Source organism: Pseudomonas sp. S2_A05, from assembly GCF_054668485.1.
Map to the genome: position 1 here is coordinate 2,104,489 of NZ_CP162775.1, position 17,426 is coordinate 2,121,914.

Annotated in this window: 12 protein-coding genes and 2 pseudogenes; 1 reads left to right on the forward strand and 13 read right to left on the reverse strand. The window is 57.7% G+C overall.

Annotation, left to right across the window (positions count from 1 at the left end; all coding sequences use genetic code 11):
- Window positions 1-58 precede the first annotated feature (58 nt).
- From AB4O12_RS09640 to gspG, 8 genes and pseudogenes are all read right to left on the reverse strand, one after another.
- A pseudogene (locus AB4O12_RS09640) lies at window positions 59-1,163 on the reverse strand (substrate-binding domain-containing protein).
- Window positions 1,164-1,600: 437 nt separating this feature from the next.
- Window positions 1,601-2,812 (reverse strand): type II secretion system inner membrane protein GspF, encoded by a 1,212-nt coding sequence (gene gspF, locus AB4O12_RS09645; protein ID WP_252878314.1) that lies wholly within the window; start codon window positions 2,810-2,812, stop codon window positions 1,601-1,603.
- Window positions 2,812-4,218, reverse strand: coding sequence for a type II secretion system ATPase GspE (gene gspE / locus AB4O12_RS09650; protein ID WP_460061606.1), 1,407 nt, complete (start codon window positions 4,216-4,218; stop codon window positions 2,812-2,814). Before gspE ends, gspF begins: the two co-directional genes overlap by 1 nt.
- Before the next feature lie 1,159 nt (window positions 4,219-5,377).
- Window positions 5,378-8,059, reverse strand: coding sequence for a type II secretion system secretin GspD (gene gspD / locus AB4O12_RS09655; RefSeq protein WP_460061609.1), 2,682 nt, complete (start codon window positions 8,057-8,059; stop codon window positions 5,378-5,380).
- Window positions 8,056-8,604, reverse strand: a complete 549-nt coding sequence (gspM, locus tag AB4O12_RS09660; protein ID WP_460061611.1) for a type II secretion system protein GspM — start codon at window positions 8,602-8,604, stop codon at window positions 8,056-8,058. Before gspM ends, gspD begins: the two co-directional genes overlap by 4 nt.
- Window positions 8,597-9,718, reverse strand: coding sequence for a type II secretion system protein GspL (gspL, locus tag AB4O12_RS09665; RefSeq protein WP_460061613.1), 1,122 nt, complete (start codon window positions 9,716-9,718; stop codon window positions 8,597-8,599). Before gspL ends, gspM begins: the two co-directional genes overlap by 8 nt.
- On the reverse strand, window positions 9,715-10,635 hold the full coding sequence (gene gspK, locus AB4O12_RS09670) for a type II secretion system minor pseudopilin GspK (protein WP_460061616.1): 921 nt from the start codon (window positions 10,633-10,635) through the stop codon (window positions 9,715-9,717). Before gspK ends, gspL begins: the two co-directional genes overlap by 4 nt.
- 47 nt (window positions 10,636-10,682) lie before the next feature.
- Complete coding sequence (gene gspG / locus AB4O12_RS09675) at window positions 10,683-11,141, reverse strand: type II secretion system major pseudopilin GspG (RefSeq protein WP_042606813.1); 459 nt, start codon at window positions 11,139-11,141, stop codon at window positions 10,683-10,685.
- A gap of 148 nt (window positions 11,142-11,289) precedes the next feature.
- On the opposite strand from gspG, the gene gspI reads away from it, so the two are divergent.
- Complete coding sequence (gene gspI, locus AB4O12_RS09680) at window positions 11,290-11,676, forward strand: type II secretion system minor pseudopilin GspI (protein WP_460061619.1); 387 nt, start codon at window positions 11,290-11,292, stop codon at window positions 11,674-11,676.
- Between the two features lie 367 nt (window positions 11,677-12,043).
- Here the strand turns inward: gspI and AB4O12_RS09685 are convergent, their stop codons facing one another.
- The 5 genes and pseudogenes from AB4O12_RS09685 to AB4O12_RS09705 all read right to left on the reverse strand — a co-directional run bounded on the left by AB4O12_RS09685 (window position 12,044) and on the right by AB4O12_RS09705 (window position 17,306).
- Window positions 12,044-12,403, reverse strand: coding sequence for a DUF6124 family protein (locus AB4O12_RS09685; RefSeq protein ID WP_016774969.1), 360 nt, complete (start codon window positions 12,401-12,403; stop codon window positions 12,044-12,046).
- Between the two features lie 1,000 nt (window positions 12,404-13,403).
- A complete protein-coding gene (locus AB4O12_RS09690; RefSeq protein WP_460061621.1) occupies window positions 13,404-14,018 on the reverse strand; it encodes an NADAR family protein in 615 nt (204 codons plus the stop codon).
- A gap of 8 nt (window positions 14,019-14,026) precedes the next feature.
- Window positions 14,027-15,052 (reverse strand): phosphoribosyltransferase-like protein, encoded by a 1,026-nt coding sequence (locus AB4O12_RS09695; RefSeq protein ID WP_460061623.1) that lies wholly within the window; start codon window positions 15,050-15,052, stop codon window positions 14,027-14,029.
- 169 nt (window positions 15,053-15,221) lie between these two features.
- Entirely contained in the window at window positions 15,222-16,571 is a 1,350-nt protein-coding gene (locus AB4O12_RS09700) for an SIR2 family NAD-dependent protein deacylase (RefSeq protein WP_460061626.1), read from the reverse strand.
- A 296-nt stretch (window positions 16,572-16,867) separates the two neighbouring features.
- Window positions 16,868-17,306, reverse strand: a pseudogene (locus AB4O12_RS09705) (type II secretion system protein N).
- Window positions 17,307-17,426 lie beyond the last annotated feature (120 nt).

The following is a 17,426-nucleotide window of genomic DNA, read 5'->3' on the forward strand; positions in this document are numbered from 1 at the left end:
TCGGCAAAAAAACAGCAGCCCGAAGGCTGCTGCCGTTTCATTGCAGTTGAGACAAGGCTTACAAAGGACGACCAATGCCGTTGCAGGCGTTGGCGTTGTTGATGTCCAGGTTATTGCCCGAGGTGTTGGTGATGAAGTTGGCGGTCACAGCGGTTTTCCAGTTGTTGGGAACCGGCGTGAAGCTGTGGGCGACGGTGGCGACGTTGTTGCCCGGGTTGCTGTAGTGGGTGGTCAGGAAGTTGCGCACGGCGGTGGCCACGGCTGCATCTTTGTAGCACTGGCCGAAGATGAAGTTGGTGTAAGCCACAATCGGGTAACCGCTTGCCGGGTTAGGCACGACCGGGGCCCAGCCAGCCGGGTTGGCAGGTGCGCTTGGCACCGGTGCAGTGCTCAGCGCCAGCGTCACGTTAGCGTTGGTTGGCTGGACGCCATTGACGCGGGCAACCACAGCGTTGCTGGTGGCGTTCACGCCGTCCGGACCCACATAGCCGATCGAACCGTCCACGGCGTTCACCGCAGTGGCCACATCAGCGGTGTTGGCTACGCCGACCCAAGTCGATGGCAGCGCGGAACCGGCCGGCAAACGAGCGTTGGTGAAGGTGGAGTTGACGGCGAATTTGCCTCGGGCAAACAGCGTTCAGGTGGCGACTGAGGATCTCAGTGGTGCCACTGGACACGCTGCGGTAAACCACACGGATCGGCGTGCTGTCGGCGTTACCCAGCAGAGCGCCCCAAGTGGTGGCGGTGCCCGACAGCGCATCGCACAGTTGAGCGCTGGTCAGGTTAAGCGCGGTCTGACCGGATTTTTTGTACGGAATGGCAACCGAAGTGGCCACCGATGGCAGCTGGATCAACGGGCCGTAGGAAGCACCGAAGTTGCTGGTGTAGGTGCTGAGTTCCGAAGCGCTGAGGATCGAGTCGCTAGCGGCGAAATGCACGGTGCCGGTAGTGCTGAACTGGGCAGCGTTGTTGGTCAGGAAAGCGCTTTTGCCGACGCCGCTACCGGTCACGGCGTAGCTGAAGTTGGCTGGCAGGATGCTGTTGGCAGAACCTTTGTACAGCGCGGCAGGCAGCGAGGCGCCACCACCGGTTACGGCCATGGCCTGGGCAGAAGCCAGAGCGGCGACGGTCAGTGAGGCGGCGATCAGAGTGCGCTTGAACATGAAGAATCTCCTTTTCAACTTGGTTTGGAACACAGGTTTCGGAAGGCTTGCATGACACCGGGAGGGTCCACCGCAGTGGAGCCGCAGGGAGAAATTCGCAGCTTCCGGTGACAGATAAAGGAAAAAACCTCGGGAGCTGCGCGGGGATTTTGGTGCGGATTTCTCGGGTGTTTGCGGTGGGTTGCGGCGCGTCTGGATCGGGGGTTTGGCTGAATCGGGCTGGAGCCGTTGGCGGATGGTTGCAGATGACAGAATGGAGAACCCGAGGACGGGCGGATTGGGGCTCGGGTGAGGGTCAGGCCGGTGCAAAATATTTGAGTTTTGTGTTGTCGGGACTGGCGCTTTCGCGAGCAGGCTCGCTCCCACAGTTGAAATGCGTTCCTCTGTGGGAGCGAGCCTGCTCGCGAAGAGGCCAGCCCGGCCAACATCAAAAGCGGCTACTGCACCAACTGATTGATCTCAATAATCGGCAACAACACCGCCATCACAATCACCAGAACCACCCCGCCCATCACCACAATCATCAGCGGCTCCAGCAGCGCGGTCATGCCCATCGCCCGTCGTTCAATGTCCCGGGAAAGCGTCTGCGCCGCGCGCTCGAGCATCGGCGGCAGCGAACCGGTTTTCTCGCCGCTGGCGATCAGGTGAATCAGCACCGGCGGAAACACATTCTCCACCCGCAGCGCGGCGGCGAGGTTGACGCCTTCGCGCACCTTTGCCGTGGCCTCGCTGACGCTCAGGCTCAAGCGGTCGTTGGACAAGGTCTGCCGCGCTGCTTCCAGCGCACGCAACAACGGCACCCCGGCGCCGCCGAGAATTGCCAGGGTCGAGGCGAATCGCGCGGTGTTCAGGCCGAGAATGAAACGCCCGAACAGCGGCAACTTCAGCACCCGGTGATGCCAGCTCAAGCGCGCCGCCGGATTGCGCAAATACAAACGCCAACTCCAGAACGCCCCGGCCATGAGCGCCGCACACAACCAACCCCACGCGCGAATGAAATCACTGGCGGTGAGCATCGCCAGGGTCAACCCGGGCAAATCCTGCCGCGCCTGGGAAAACGCGCTGACCACCTGCGGCACCACGTAGCTGAGCAGGAAAATCACAATGCCGATCGACACCAGCCCGACCACGCCCGGATAGATGAACGCGGTAAGAATCTTGCCGCGCAGGTTGTTGCGTTCCTCGATGTAATCGGCCAACCGTTCCATCACCTGGGCGAGATCGCCAGACTCTTCGCCAGCGGCAATCAGCGCGCGGTAAATCTCGGGAAAATCCCGTGGCCGCGACGCCAGCGATTCCGCCAGACGCATGCCGCTGCGCACATCAGCGCGCACGGCACTAAGGGTCTGGGCGATGTGCTTTTTCTCGGCCTGCTCGACCGTGGCGCTCAGTGCTGCTTCCAATGGCAGACTGGCACCGAGCAGGCTCGCCAGTTGCCGCGTGGCCCAGGCGAGGTCGTTGTCGGAGAGTCTGGCGCTGAACAAACCGCCGCCGCCGTGTCGGGCGACGTTGCTTTCCTCGTGCACCGACAGCGCCGTCAGGCCACGCCCGCGCAAGGCACTGAACGCCGCGCTCTGGCTGTCCGCCTCAAGGTGCCCGGACTCGATTTTCCCGGTGGTATCCGCCGCTTCAAAGCGATAGCGATTCATCAGGCGTCCCGTGTCACACGGAGGATTTCTTCCGGCGCGGTGGCACCGCTGCGAATCCAGCGCTCACCGTCCTCACGCAGGCTGAACATCCCCGCTTTCGACGCCGCCGCGCGCAGCGCCTGCTCCCCTGCCCCTTGGTGAATCAGCGTGCGGATGTCGTCGTCGATGCAGAACAATTCGTGGATGCCGGTGCGGCCGCTGTAACCGGTGTGATTGCACGCAGCGCAACCGACCGGGCGCCAGGTGCCGGGCGTGGCCGGGTCTTCCTGTTTGCATTGATTGCACAGGCGCCGCACCAGGCGTTGCGCAAGGACGCCGAGCATCGATGACGCGAGCAAGAACGGCTCTACACCCATGTCGACCAGGCGATTGACCGCCGACACTGCGTCGTTGGTGTGCAGCGTCGCTAGCACCAGATGCCCGGTAAGAGAGGCCTGCACGGCGATTTGCGCAGTCTCGAGATCGCGGATCTCACCGATCATGATGATGTCCGGGTCCTGGCGCAGAATCGCCCGCAGCGCGAGGGCAAAGGTCATGTCGATCTTGGCGTTGACCTGAATCTGGCTGATCCCCGGCAGGTCGTATTCCACCGGATCTTCTACGGTGAGGATGTTGCTGGTGCTCGCATCCAGACGCGCCAGCGCCGCGTAGAGGCTGGTGGTCTTGCCGCTGCCGGTCGGCCCGGTGACCAGCACGATGCCGTGGGGCTGGCGGATCAGGTGGTCGAGTCTGGCCAGCACCTGTGCGTCCATGCCGAGGGTTTCCAGCTGCAAGCGCCCGGCCTGTTTGTCGAGCAGGCGCATCACCACACGTTCGCCGTGGCCGGTCGGCACTGTCGAGACGCGGATATCGATCGGCCGCCCCGCTACGCGCAAGGCAATGCGACCGTCCTGCGGCAAGCGTTTTTCGGCGATGTCGAGCTGAGCCATGATCTTGATCCGCGACACCAGCGCACCGTGCAACGCCTTGCGCGGCGAGACCACATCGCGCAGGGTGCCGTCGACGCGGTAGCGCACCACCGAATGGGTTTCGAACGGCTCGATATGAATGTCGCTGGCCTCATCGCGCGCGGCCTGGGTGAGCAAGGCGTTGATCATGCGAATCACCGGCGCGCCGTCCTGGGTGTCGAGCAGGTCGGTGATTTCCGGCATGTCCTGCATCAGCCGATCGAGATCGACTTCGTTTTCCGCAGCACCCACCACCGCCGCCGCACTGCCGGTATCGGCGTAAGCGCTGGCGAGCAGCCCGTCGAGCTCGTCATCGCGCACCCGCTCGATCCGCGTCGCACCGAACTGCCGACGCACTTCGCTGATCGACCAGCCGGGCGTCGACGGGCACACCGTCAACACGCCATCGCGCAAAAGAATGCGCTGCGCCTTGGCCCATGCGTACGGCAATACACTCATCGCCCATCCTCCCCAGAATCCACCGTGGCAATGAGATCCCTTGTGGCAATGGGATCCCTTGTGGCAATGGGAACCTCTGTGGCGAGGGGATTTATCCCCGTTGGGCTGCGAAGCAGACCCAAAACTCGAGAACCGGTTTCTACAGGCAAATCGCGTGTGCCCGGTTTACGACTGCTGCGCAGCCGAGCGGGGATAAATCCCCTCGCCACAGTCATCATCTCAGTCAAAACCGGGTGCTCCCTTGAATCGGTACCGTGGCAATGGGAGCCCTTGTGGCAATGGGATCCTCTGGGGCAATGCGATCCCCTGTGGCGAGGGGATTTATCCCCGCTGGGCTGCGAAGCAGACCCAAAACCTGAGAACCGATTTCTCCAGGAAAATCGCGTGTGCCCGGTTTACGACTGCTGCGCAGCCGAGCGGGGATAAATCCCTCGCCACCGTCATCATCCCAGTCAAAACCGGGTGCTCCCTTCGATCGGTACCGTGGCAATGGAATCCTCTGTGCCAATGCGATCCTCTGGGGCAATGCGATCCCTTGTGGCGAGGGGATTTATCCCCGTTGGGCTGCGAAGCAGACCCAAAACCTGAGAACCGGTTTCTCCAGGCAAATCGCATGTGCCCGGTTTACGACTGCTGCGCAGCCGAGCGGGGATAAATCCCCTCTCCACAGTCATCATCTCAGTCAAAACCGGGTGCTCCCTTCGATCGGTACCGTGGCAATGGGATCCTCAGTGACAATGCGATCTTCTGTGGCAATTAGATTCTCTGGGGCAATGCGATTCCCTGTGGCGAGGGGATTTATCCCCGTTGGGCTGCGAAGCAGACCCAAACCTTGAAAACCAGTTTCTACAGGCAAATCGCGTGTACCGGTGTTACGACTGCCGCGCAGCCGAGCGGGGATAAATCCCCTCGCCACCGTCATCATCTCAGTCAAAACCGGGTGCTCCCTTCAATCGAAACCGTGGCAATGGGATCCCTTGTGGCAATGGGATCCTCTGGGGCAATGCGATCCCCTGTGGCGAGGGGATTTATCCCCGTTGGGCTGCGAAGCAGACCCAAAACCTGAGAACCGGTTTCTCCAGGCAAATCGCATGTGCCCGGTTTACGACTGCTGCGCAGCCGAGCGGGGATAAATCCCTCGCCACCGTCATCATCCCAGTCAAAACCGGGTGCTCCCTTCGATCGGTACCGTGGCAATGGAATCCTCAGTGACAATGCGATCCCCTTTGGCAATGCGATCCCCTGTGGCAATGCGATCCCCTTTGGCAATGCGATCCCCTGTGGCAATGCGATCCCCTGTGGCAATGGGAACCTCTGTGGCGAGGGGATTTATCCCCGTTGGGCTGCGCAGCAGACCCAAACCTTGAGAACCGGTTTCTACAGGCAAATCCCGTATACCGGTTTTACGACTGCTGCGCAGCCGAGCGGGGATAAATCCCCTCACCACAGTCATCATCTCAGTCAAAACCGGGTGCTCCCCTTCAATCGGTACGGCTTTGATCGTGGCCCGTGGGCCTGATGTCGGCCCCGGCGCTGGCACGCCTTGCGCGGTGCTTGGCAATTGCGGCGCCTGCATGTCGGGCATCGCCCAGCTGCGTTCCGGTTGCAAGCCGCCCCGGGCGCGGCGCATGAAGTCGTAGCGGTTGAGGGTGATGCTGCGCCCTGCTTCGCTGTCGCGGATGATGTACGGGCGCAGGAACACCATCAGGTTGGTCTTGGTGATCGCCCGGCGTTCGTTGCGAAACAGCGCGCCGATGCCCGGCAGGCTGCCCAGCCACGGCACCGCATCATTGCTCTGGCTGTAGCCGTCCTGAAGCAAACCACCGAGGACCATGATCTGCCCATCGTCGAGCAGAATGCTGGTGTCGATCGCCCGTTTGTTGGTGACGATGCCCGCCGCGGTCACGCTGTTGGACGCGCGCTCATCGATGCTGCTGACTTCCTGATAGATATCCAGCTTCACCGTGCCGCCCTCGGAAATCTGCGGGCGCACGTTGAGCTTGAGGCCGACCTCTTCGCGGGTCACGGTCTGGAACGGGTTGTTGCTGGTGCCCCCGCCGCCGGTGACGTAGCTGCCGCTGACAAACGGGATGGTCTGGCCGACAAAAATGCTCGCCGCTTCGTTGTCCAGGGTCAGCAGGTTCGGTGTCGACAGCACGTTGGTGCCGCCCTTGCTCTTCAACGCTCGGGCCAGCACTTTCAGGTCGAGAATCTTGCCGATGCCGGGAATGTCGACCGTGCCGTTGACGTAGCCGAGGTTCAAACCCTGCGGCAGCACGTCGATGCTGTTCTTGGCCCCCGTGTTGAGGCCCGCGCCACCCAGATTGGCGCCACCGATCACGCCCTTGCCGCCGAGATCACCGGTCTGCCACTGCACGCCGAATTCACTGGCATCGTCCTCGCCTACCTCGACGATCAGGCTTTCGATCACCACTTGCGCACGGCGCTGGTCGAGCAGATCGATAACCTCACGCAAGTTGCGATACAGCGGTTCCGGCGCGGAAATCAGCAGCGTGTTGGTGGTGGCGTCGGCCTGGATCGTCACGCCACCAGCGCTGAAAGCCACGTTCTGTTCGCTGCTCTGCGTACCGCCACTGCTGCTGCCGCCACTGCCCTGCGCATAGCTACCGCCGGTTGCGCCGCTGCCAGTCGTCGTTGAAGTGCCAGTGCTCGGCGTGCTGCTCTGGCCGTTCTGCCCGGCATTGCCGCCGGTGCTGCTGACCATCGCGCTGAGCACCGACCGCGCCGCGTCGCTGCTGCCGCTGTCACTCTCGCCGGTGAGCAAACCGCGCAGCGCCTGCGCCAGTTTCGCCGCTTGGGCGTTGCGCAGATAAACCACGTGCAGATTGCTCGGATTGCTCTGCGCGTTGTCGAGTTTGTAGATCAGGTTACGCGCCAGCTCGGTACGCTCGGGGCTGCCGGCGCGGATGATGATGGTGTTGGAACGTGGGTCGCCAATCACCGCGATTTTCTGCGTCGGATCGTTGCCCGGCGCGTCGAGCAAGTCGGCCACCATCGGCGCGATGTCGGCGGCGATGCCGTTCTGGATTTGCACTACATCGGTGTCGATCGCGCTCGGCGTGTCGATGCTTTCGATCAACTGCGCGACGCGGGTGAGGTTCTCGGCGTAATCGGTGATGACCACGGTGTTGTTGCCCGGATAGGCATTGATCGGATTGTTCGGCGAAACAATCGGGCGCAGCACCGGGATCAGGTTCACCGCGTTTTCGTATTGCAGGCGAAACGTGCGCGTGAGCATGCCGTTGCCGGCCGGTTTGTCGGCGCTGTAGATCGGCCCGCCGAGCAGTTTCGCGTCGGCCTCGGGAACCACCTGCGCCACGCCGCCGACATCGACCACGCTGAAGCCTTGCATGCGCAACGCCGCGAGCAACATGTCATAGGCCTGACGGGCCGGCACCTGACCTTCCGAGACCAACGTCAGGTTGCCCTTGACCCGTGGATCGACGAGAAACTGCTGCCCGGTGGCCCGCGACAGCGCCCGTACCACCGCCTGAATATCTGCCTCGACAAAATTCAGCGTCACCGGTTGCTCGCCCAAGGGATTACGCGCAACCGCATTGCTCGGCGCAACACCAGCACTGCGCCCGCGCTGACTGATGTTGTGCAACTGCTTGGGCACCGGCCGCGCCTGAGCCTGCGCCCGTTCGCGATCGGCCACCGCATCGCCGCTGCGCTGGGTGTTGGCCAGCGGCCGCCCGAGTTCGCTGTCGACCAACAGCGGCGGCTGATTCTGCGGGGCCGTGGTGCTGTTGCACGCGCTCAATGCCATCAGCAACAACGGCAGCGCCAGACGTGCCGGTTTGCAGCGTGACTCCTTCATGAAGCTTCCTTAGCGCCCTGCGCCTGATCCATGCGAACGGTGCCTGACAATGTGCCGGCGGTGACATCGGTCGAGGCCGCGCTTGCGCGCTGCAACTGCGCCTCGACCACCTGCAGAGAAAGTTGTGATGGCTGGCTGAGCAGCCAGTCGAGCAGCGCATCGGCCGGCGCGGCGTCGACATTCAACTGCCACGCACCGCCCTCCGCCGCTTGTAATTGGTAATGCCCGGTGAGCCCCGCCGCTTGCAGACTTTGCTCCAGCGACTGGTCAACGCTCTGCCCCTGCGGCCGCACATTGACGCTGCGCAACAGCACTTCCAGCGCCTCGGTTTGCGCGCGCAACTTGGGCGTCTCGCTCTGCCAGAAAGTGATCCCGGCCAGCGGCGGCTCGACCAGCGTCAGCCAGATCAGCAGACCGACAAGTACCAGCGCCATGCCGCCGACCATGCGTTTTTCACGCAGCGCCAACGGCTGCCAACGCGCCTGCAACTGGCTGCTGAAGCGCTGCCAGCGCGCACGGTAAATCGCCAGCGTCGCCCTACTCATCGTCTGCTCCGCTGTCGTCATCTTCGTTGGTGTTGGCGCTGGATTCATCGCTCGGGCGCAAGGTCCAGCCTGCGTCATCGGCAGTGACGCTGATGCCGGCCTGGGCCAACGTGCTTTGCCAGCCCTTGTCGTTGCCGCCACGGTTTGCATCGCTGAGCAGCGCCAGTTGCAAAGCGCCGTCGCGGTAACTCAGGCGCTCGACACTGCCGGCCATGAACGGCATGCCGGTGCCTGCCTGCAACACCAGCCGATTGAAGTTCTGCGCCGGGTCATCGACCGCGCCTTTTTGCCGCTGCTCGATTTGCTGACGCGCCTGTTGCAGCGGGTTGAGAATCACCGGCAATTCGGGGAAGGCCTGCTTCACCCGCTGGCTCATCTGCGCCTTGAGCTGCTGGCCCTGCCGCGCTTCGCGAGTTGCGTACAGATTCAGGCCGACCACCCAAACGGCCACGGCCAAAGCCACACACCCGACAGCGCGACCCCAACCGCGCTGCTCGCCGCCGGTTTGCTGCAGACCACCGTGCAAACCCCAACCGGGCAATGGTCCGATCCAGCGTTGTGTCGCGTCAGCTGCGAACGATGCCTCATCAACTTCGTCACCGAGCAACGGCTCAACCTGCGCACTGTTCAAACTCTCGCGCCGGAGCAAATGCCCGTCCGCCACACAAGCGACAACACCGGGCGCCACTGGCAGGCTATACGGCGCCGGATACAAACCGCGCAAACTCAAACCCGCCTGCTTGAGCACCGCAGCCAGACGCTGCAAATGCTGCCGCGAGACCCAGGCGATTTGCACCTGCCCACTCGCATCGCGAGGGCTGTGGCCGATATGCATCTGGCTGCTGTCGCCGAGCATCAACGCCTGTGCCGCACACTGCACAGCGGCCGCCGTTTTGTTCGCGGGCAGCGGCGGCAGATCAATGCTGGCGAGCAGACTGTCGGCCGGATGCAGAAAGCACAGCAGCGGTGGTTGCTTCGGCCGTTGCCCCAACTGACTCAGCGTAAGCCGTTCCACACGACTGACCTGCCCCTGACGATCCAGCCAGGCGCAACTCACTTCGCTGTGCAACTCCAGCTCCGCCAATGGCGGCAACCCGACGCGCAACTGGCTCATGCGCCCACCCGCGACCAGATCACCTGCGGCAGCCGATCCTCGCTGCGGTGCAGCAAAGCGTCGAGGCTGACCCGGCGCTGATCACGCCGCGCTTCACCGCGCAAACGAAACCAGTCACTGGTGATGCCAACTTTGACGCTGCTCATTTCCAGCTGCGGCATGCGCAAACGGTTCACGAAATCGCCGCGATTGATAAACCAGCGTCCGGCGTCACGCTCGGCAATCAACGCCGTCGCCCGCTCCAGCGAAAGCCCCGGCACATACGCCGCCAGCACCTGCGCCGTGGCGGTGTTGCCGTTGATCCACGTCGTCGCCGGAATCACCGTCACGTACGGCGCCAGTTGGCCGATCAGCGCATCGGTCACGCCTTCGACGCTACGCAAGTCATCGAGTGTGCGCAGCATCGGCACCTTCGGCGGTGGCGGTTTGTGATCGGCATCGGGCGAAGTCGCTCGGCCGCTGTCAAAACCGGCTTTGCCCGTCGCACCAATCTGCGCATTCAGCAGATGCGGATACCCGGCAATCACTCGCTGGCGGATGCGCTGGCTGACAACGCCACTCACGCCGATCAGCTCGCACAAACGCGCGAACGCCTGCACCTGCGCCTCATCGATGCGCTCGTTAGCGACCAGATTGCGCAGGTTGAACTTGCCCTGCTCATCCTCCAGCCGCCCGGCAAAACCCGCCGCCAGCAACGGCTGCGCCCAAGGCTGATCAAGCCGGGTCAACGGATCACGCAGGCGCGCATCCCAGAGCAACTGCCGGCTGATCTCCAGACCACCCTGCGCCACCCACCGTCCCTGCACCCGCTGCTGATCGGCCTCCAGCGCCCGGGTCGCCACGCTCTGACGCGTCAACATCCCCGCCGCAATCACCGCCACCACGGCGGCAATCAACAACGCGCTGATAATCGCCATGCCCCGTTGCTTCGCCCCGTTGAGCGAACCTGTGTTCACGGCCGGCCTTACAACTGCCAGGAACCGATATCGGCATTCACGCCATCGCCGTCAGGCTGGCCATCGGCGCCGAGGGAAAAGATATCGACTTCACCATTTGCGCCCGGGTTGAGGTACTGATAAGGCCGGCCCCATGGGTCATTCGGCAAACGCTCCAGGTACGAACGCCAGTTGCTGTTCTTCGCATCCGCCGGCCGCTCGACCAACACCTTCAGCCCCTGATTCATGCTCGGGTACGTGCCGTGATCGAGGCGATACAACTTCAACGCCTGCATCAACCCACCAATATCCTGCTTCGCCGCCGTCGCCCGCGCCTGATCCGGCCGGTCGAGCACCTTGGGAACCACCATCGCCGCCAGAATCCCCAGAATCACCACCACCACCATGATCTCGATCAAGGTAAAACCCTGCTGGCTACGCGGCATGCGCGGCGACTGACTGAGCGTTTTCAAAGGTGCGATATCCATCTCGACATTCCCTGGCTTGATCCGAATTCGACGCGCAGTGTTGCAAGAAGATATGTCAGGGATGTTGAAAATGCTCGGGTGTTTCCGTCGTCAAGCCGTCAAGGACGGGGGTTAGCGTCGAGGGCTGGGTTTTGGTTTTGGGCCATGTATGCGCGCGCGTTCGCGAGAGGAAGGATTCACCCTGATTGAAGTGCTGGTGGCACTGGCGATTATTGCCGTGGCCATGTCAGCCGCCGTACGTGTGGCGGGGTTGATGACGCAGAGCAGTGGGGTTTTAAGGGATCGGTCGGTGGCGATGATTGCCGCGCAGAGCCGGATGGCTGAGCTAAGGCTGGAAGGTCGATTGCCGAATGGGGTAAAGGCTGTTGAATGTGATCAAGGGCGGCTTATGTTGCGCTGCGAACAGGTGATCGCCAGTGCAGAGAATGGGCGACTGCTCAAGGTTGGAATTCAAGTATTCGACCGCAACCAGGATGCGCCGCCATTGGCCAGACTGGAGACCCTGTTGTCACGGCCAGGAAGCCCCTCACCCTAGCCCTCTCCCGAGGGAGAGGGAACCGATTCGGGGAAATTCGTGACACACGCCGACCTGAACGTATCGCTCTGAATCCAGCACCGCTGAAGCCCAGCAAAGCCATAGCCGCTAAGGTCTTCCAGGTCGATGTATAACGCAAAACACCTCGGTCGGCCCCCTCTCCCTCCGGGAGAGGGCTGGGGTGAGGGGCTCTTCTGCCGCAGTGCATAAGCATCAAAAAATCCATAATCAACACGCTCGTCCAGGTCGATGCACAACGCAAGACACCTCGGTCGGCTCCCTCTCCCTCCGGGAGAGGGCTGGGGTGAGGGGCTTTTCTGCCGCACCTAAAATCCCAAGGCCCAGCGCCGGATCAAGGCCAACGACATCACCCCGCCACCTCCAAATTATCCATCACCCGATTCACCGCCAGCTCCCCCAACATGATCAGTTGAGCAACCCCCAACAACGCCCGCCGCTGCGGCGCTGGCAGCAAACTGGAAATGTCCTGGGCAATCGTCTTCGCCGAAGCTAGCGTTTCACTCGCATCCGCCAACAGTTCTTCATTCTTGGTATCCGCCGTCACCGCATACATCCCACGCGCCTTACGTGGCGGAGGCAGGAGATTGTTTGGCGACAGGTAATGATCGAGCGCGCGGTCAGCGGCTTCGTGGAGTTTGTTGGAATCGAGGGATTCGTAGGGAGACGTGGGATCGGTTTCGGGTGGGTTGGGTGTTGGTTTGATCATGGTGAAGCTCCTTGATTATTGGAGCCGCCACGTTTCGCTGCGAAACGAAGAGAGGTGGCAGCTGTACGCAGGTTCGCAGACCGGGAATCAAGGAACCCGGCATACCCGAAGGTGTCCCGCGCACAGCCGCCATAAAGCATCATTGCCAAAAATGACAACGAACTGGAGCGCTGTGCGCCTTGATTGATCCGGGCTGCGAAACCCGATCGCTGATTCGTCAGCGACCGCACCACAATAGAACCCGCCCCCTAGGCGCACAAGCCGGCGGATTCTGGCGTAGCTGTAGGCAAAGGCGCAAGGATATGTAGCCTAGGAGAGTGACTGGAGATGTCTTTTTAAACATTTGTATTTATCAAGCGCAATAACGCCACGTTCGGCGGCACAGATGCGCCTCGTATCGGCCAGTAGAGCGAAGTTTTACCCTTGGAAACGGCAGTTTTCGGCCGAAAGGAGCCAATGGACGTGTCTAGAAATGAGGAGTGATTCAGCGCACCGAAACTAGAAAGCCATCGCCGTGGCCGCGATGGCTTAAAATATTTAGCTACTGTAGTTGGGCATCAATCCACTTAGAAAGACCAATTGCGTCTGATTCTGAAAGGTTCATTTTATCAACTAGACAATGATGCCCCATCCCTTTCCTGTAAGTGCACGCCTTCCCAACCGGGTGCAGCAGTGAGACCAAAACAAGATCTGTGTTAAAACTCCAATCACCTTCGAAACTGGTTCCCTGAAGTGGTGTCAACACAACACCAAAACTACCACCATTTCCTAAATCAGCTCTTCCTACGATCATTCTCTATTACCTCAGTTGATTGATAGTTCTAACGTTTAATGAACACCAGTTGGTACATAATCCCCCGGAAAGGCGTGAAGCATAAAACTCCTTGCTTTCCTGGCCACCCGTTTCCAGGCTGAAAGTCGCGCTCTTATGAGAGCATAAGAAAGTTGCATACTACGCTCCCTCTTGTTCTTTTTTTACACCAACCAACAACAAAACCAATTAAAACAGCTCCCCCATATGAGATAACGGCTCAATCTCCCTATATGAAACCTTTTCAATAGGCACTCCAAGAAGATAAAAATCTGGAATATCTAACGCACAAAGTTCGATAGCGTTAAGTTCGCCCAATCGTATATTTTCGCGCAACTCCATGAGCAATCGCCCCAAAACATTGGCGCCCACTAACCTGTGATCATCTAGAGGAGTGGCACCCCAAAATTGGTCCTTTCTTGATTGTTCAACTATTGGTAAATCACCTGTACTCTCCAACAGAGTAGAGAATTTTTCCCAGTTTTGAATAAGTTTGGCCTTGATACACCAGTTCATTATCCGAACTCTCACCCGTAACCAATCTGGCCTAGAATCCTCTCTGAATGGTTTTGAGCGCATTTTGGCCGTCATCGGACTTGTCTGCGCTAATATTAAGCGCTGGACATCTGGCCGATGAGGAAAGCGACACGATTGATACAATGCTTCCGATGTAAATATCTTCACATCATTTATTACAATGTTGTAGCCAGCAGCCATGTTTGACAGTCCGCCGAATGCATCTTGCGTCTTTAAGAAGACAATGCAATTTCGCCGATCATACTCACGAATGGCGACTTTTTTCATATTCACCTCTATAAAGCCTCAGCCCAAGCGCGCTGCAACGCAGCTTCAGCGTTCGTGGATCTAGGGAGCAAAGGATACCACGGATGATTTACCCAGAGAGCCAAAGGCGCGTTATTTGGGCAATTCCTATATGTAACAATCATAGACCCAAATCCGAGCGTCTCTAAAGAGCTATATCCAAGCGGTCTATTCTTCTCTCCAAGATTTTTGCAAATATCCAATATATAAACGCCAGCAGTAAGAAAAGACTGCTCCAAAGTATGGCGCCCTAATTCGGAAGAGAAAAACTCTAGCTTCCCCGCCCCTTCTGTCACTCGGTAGGTAGGCTTATAAACCATACTTGAAATATAATTAGCAATTAGGGGACCTTGCGGTGCACTAACGGGCCTTAAAACGTCAGATTCATTTATATAACGCAGTCTGTCTTCAATTTTCAACGAGCAATGCCACGCTACGGAGATTTTCTTCCCGCTCTCCGAAATTATACCTTCTAATCTCTGACCAACATACCACTCGCCGCCAAGATGCAACCCAATGACTACTATATAAAGATTTGCCTCATTTGGGGCTACATCAGTGACCCAAGATCTCAGGTCACTCAACAATCGATTTCCTGAAAAAACCACATCATCTATATATAGATAATTTTGCACTGCGGGGGCATTTGTAGGCACCGTAAAACCAGAACGCTCTCTAACAAGATTGGAAACTAACTCAGAGAACTCATGCTGACTATTGCCTCCTTTTTGGATATCTAAAAAAGAAGATTTTTTCCAGAACTCTAATTCAGCATCAGTGATTGGGTTTCTCCCAAAAAGCAAATTCGAAAATATTTCCTTTACTTTTTCCTTGGGAAAATAAGTCTTGTTAAGTGTAAACACCATTTCACGAAGCACATCATCTCGTTCCGCTTCGGGAAACTGAGCTATCCAGCGCTCCACATGAAGCACATCGGGTCGAGCCACCAAGGAGTCACTTCTATAATCTTTAATGATTTCAAGAAGTTGTTGAATCAGGTCTTGACGCGTTGGCATAAAAAAATCCCTTTCTAGTCCCGACGAAAGCGTCGCGCCTTTATTTTGCCATCATTCCGCGCACATGCCTACACCCCTCTGAACGTATACAGCTAACTACCTCCAGACCTTCTACAATCTAATGCATTAAATAATCTGCCATTTATTTTTATTAGGCTGTTATAAGCGTCTATTTTGGTAGATCCAACTCATACTCATCACCATCCCTGATTTTTTCCAGTAATTTTCTTAATAAATTGGAATATCGATGCGACTGAATTTGCGCTCCATTCATAACGGCGCAATGATATTTATTGTCGAAAGATTTTATATCTATTCCGGTAGTGCTTTTCAGTATCAAAATTAGCTTATTGGCATCATGCCAGCCTTTGAATCCAAGGCTTATGCCTAAGGTGGAGGGAGTGTATGGAAAGTTGGCGTTAAAGTCTAATCCGCCAGAAACGTCAGCTATACCATAGAGCTTAGCAAGCTCGCCACCAGAGGATGAAACGCTAGACAATACCGCATAGTCAACTTGGATAGGGTTTTTGGGTATGTCGGACCGAACAAGTTCATATGTTCTAGCAAGAAGGGCACGAAGCAACTTTGGGTTGACATTTTCCAAAGCTTGGTTAGCACCGAAGGCTTCATAAACCAGGGAGTAATCATGCGCAACAATACTTTTTATTCTAATGCTCTTGTTTTCGGCGACAGAAATCAATCGTTCGCGCCTAGGGTAGTCGGATATTTCCTTTGCCGACCATTCAAGGAGATAAATGTTTGGAATCAACTCACCGTTCTCTGAAAGAATTTCATCAATATCAGAGAGTATAGCCTTAATATTTGGATCTTCCGCGCTATATCCAATAAATATCATTGGATGCTCTGCAAAGAAAGCTAGCATCTTAGCGCTTAAATATTTTTTCTTCCTAAGAAAGTTATCATAGTCGTCTCTATTAATAACTATGCTACTAGGATCAGATGAGCAGCCGTGAATTTTAAAGATTTCGCCAATACTTGAGTGGTTCGCATAAAGAATTTTTTGCCCAACTATTGGCGTGTAGTTTGGGAAGACCACCTCCAGAAAACAGTCGTAATTGGTCGTTATAATTGAGTGAGGGTGCACTCTTCTCAACAGTTCGATCTCGCGACCCTCCCAATTATCGGCTCGCTCTAGCAAGTTTTTAAAAATTTCACAAATTGCGTATTTAAAGTAAATATCAGAGTTGTTTTCAGCGCCAAAAAGCTGTGCTGGGAATTGCTTCTCCCCCTCACCCCACGCCCAGTCGTTATACTTTTCAGAAAACACTGTACCTATATCAACCAAGCTAGGGTAACGCTGCAGATAGTATGCAAATTTTTTATCTATTTCTGGGCATGACTCGCTAAGGGAGAGTAGAAGCTCCTCCCAGCTAGGGCCATTTAGATATCGTCTGGTAAGTCCAGAGCCCACGAACAGTATAGGCTGGCAGTTCATTGCATCAATACAAGTTTTTACATCGTCGGTGACATCCTCGATATATTTATCGTAATCATTCATCTGAAGGGCTCCGATCAAGTCGTTAAAAAATCATATAACGCTTGAATGAAGCATAGCTGATATCGCCTCACATGCTTGATCGAAAACCTTGATCATTTTATAAGTAGTTTGCGATACATGTTCATCATCAGCTGTCGGGAATAATTTAAACTGACACCTGCGGCAAAGCGTTTCGGGGCTGATACTAGTACATCGGGTTTAATGACCCCTTCTGGCCGGTAGCGGACAAACACAATTGTAGGTTTTTGGGTAAAAGCAAACGCCAAGACCACGGTATTCTCCCTTTTTTCCCCACTCTACAATTCGGGCCTCACTAACCTAGCCATCTCCACCCCCTCCCCCAACCTCTCAACCCCCAACCTCACCCTCTCCCCACCCCGCTCAATCACCACCCCATCCCCCTCAACCCCCCACCAACCGCACCCCAACCCCAACCTTCTCTCCCACCAAAAAACTCTTCGGCGCGCCATCATTCAAACTCAATATCGCCACCGTCCCGCTCCCGCCCGCGATCACCCCGCTCACCTTGATATCCACCGGCGCGGTCTCATTGGAGAACCACTGCAACGCCGGGCTATCACTTCTCGCCGCCAGCACTTGCGGGGTGGCTGCGGGTGTGTGGGATTCCGCCGTGGTCAGCAGCAGCGACGACCATGTCGCGACGCCCACCAGGGCGGCGAGCAGTGCCAGGGCCTGGACGGTTTGCGCCGGGGTAATCCGTGCGGTGAATTTCATGGGTTGTCGCTCCTTGTTGTCCCTCTTGCCAGCCTACGCGGCAATTCTCTCCGTTTTATTTCACATGCCTTACATGTTCGCCGGGCACGATGGGGTGGGACGCCAAGGAGCGCGGGGGTG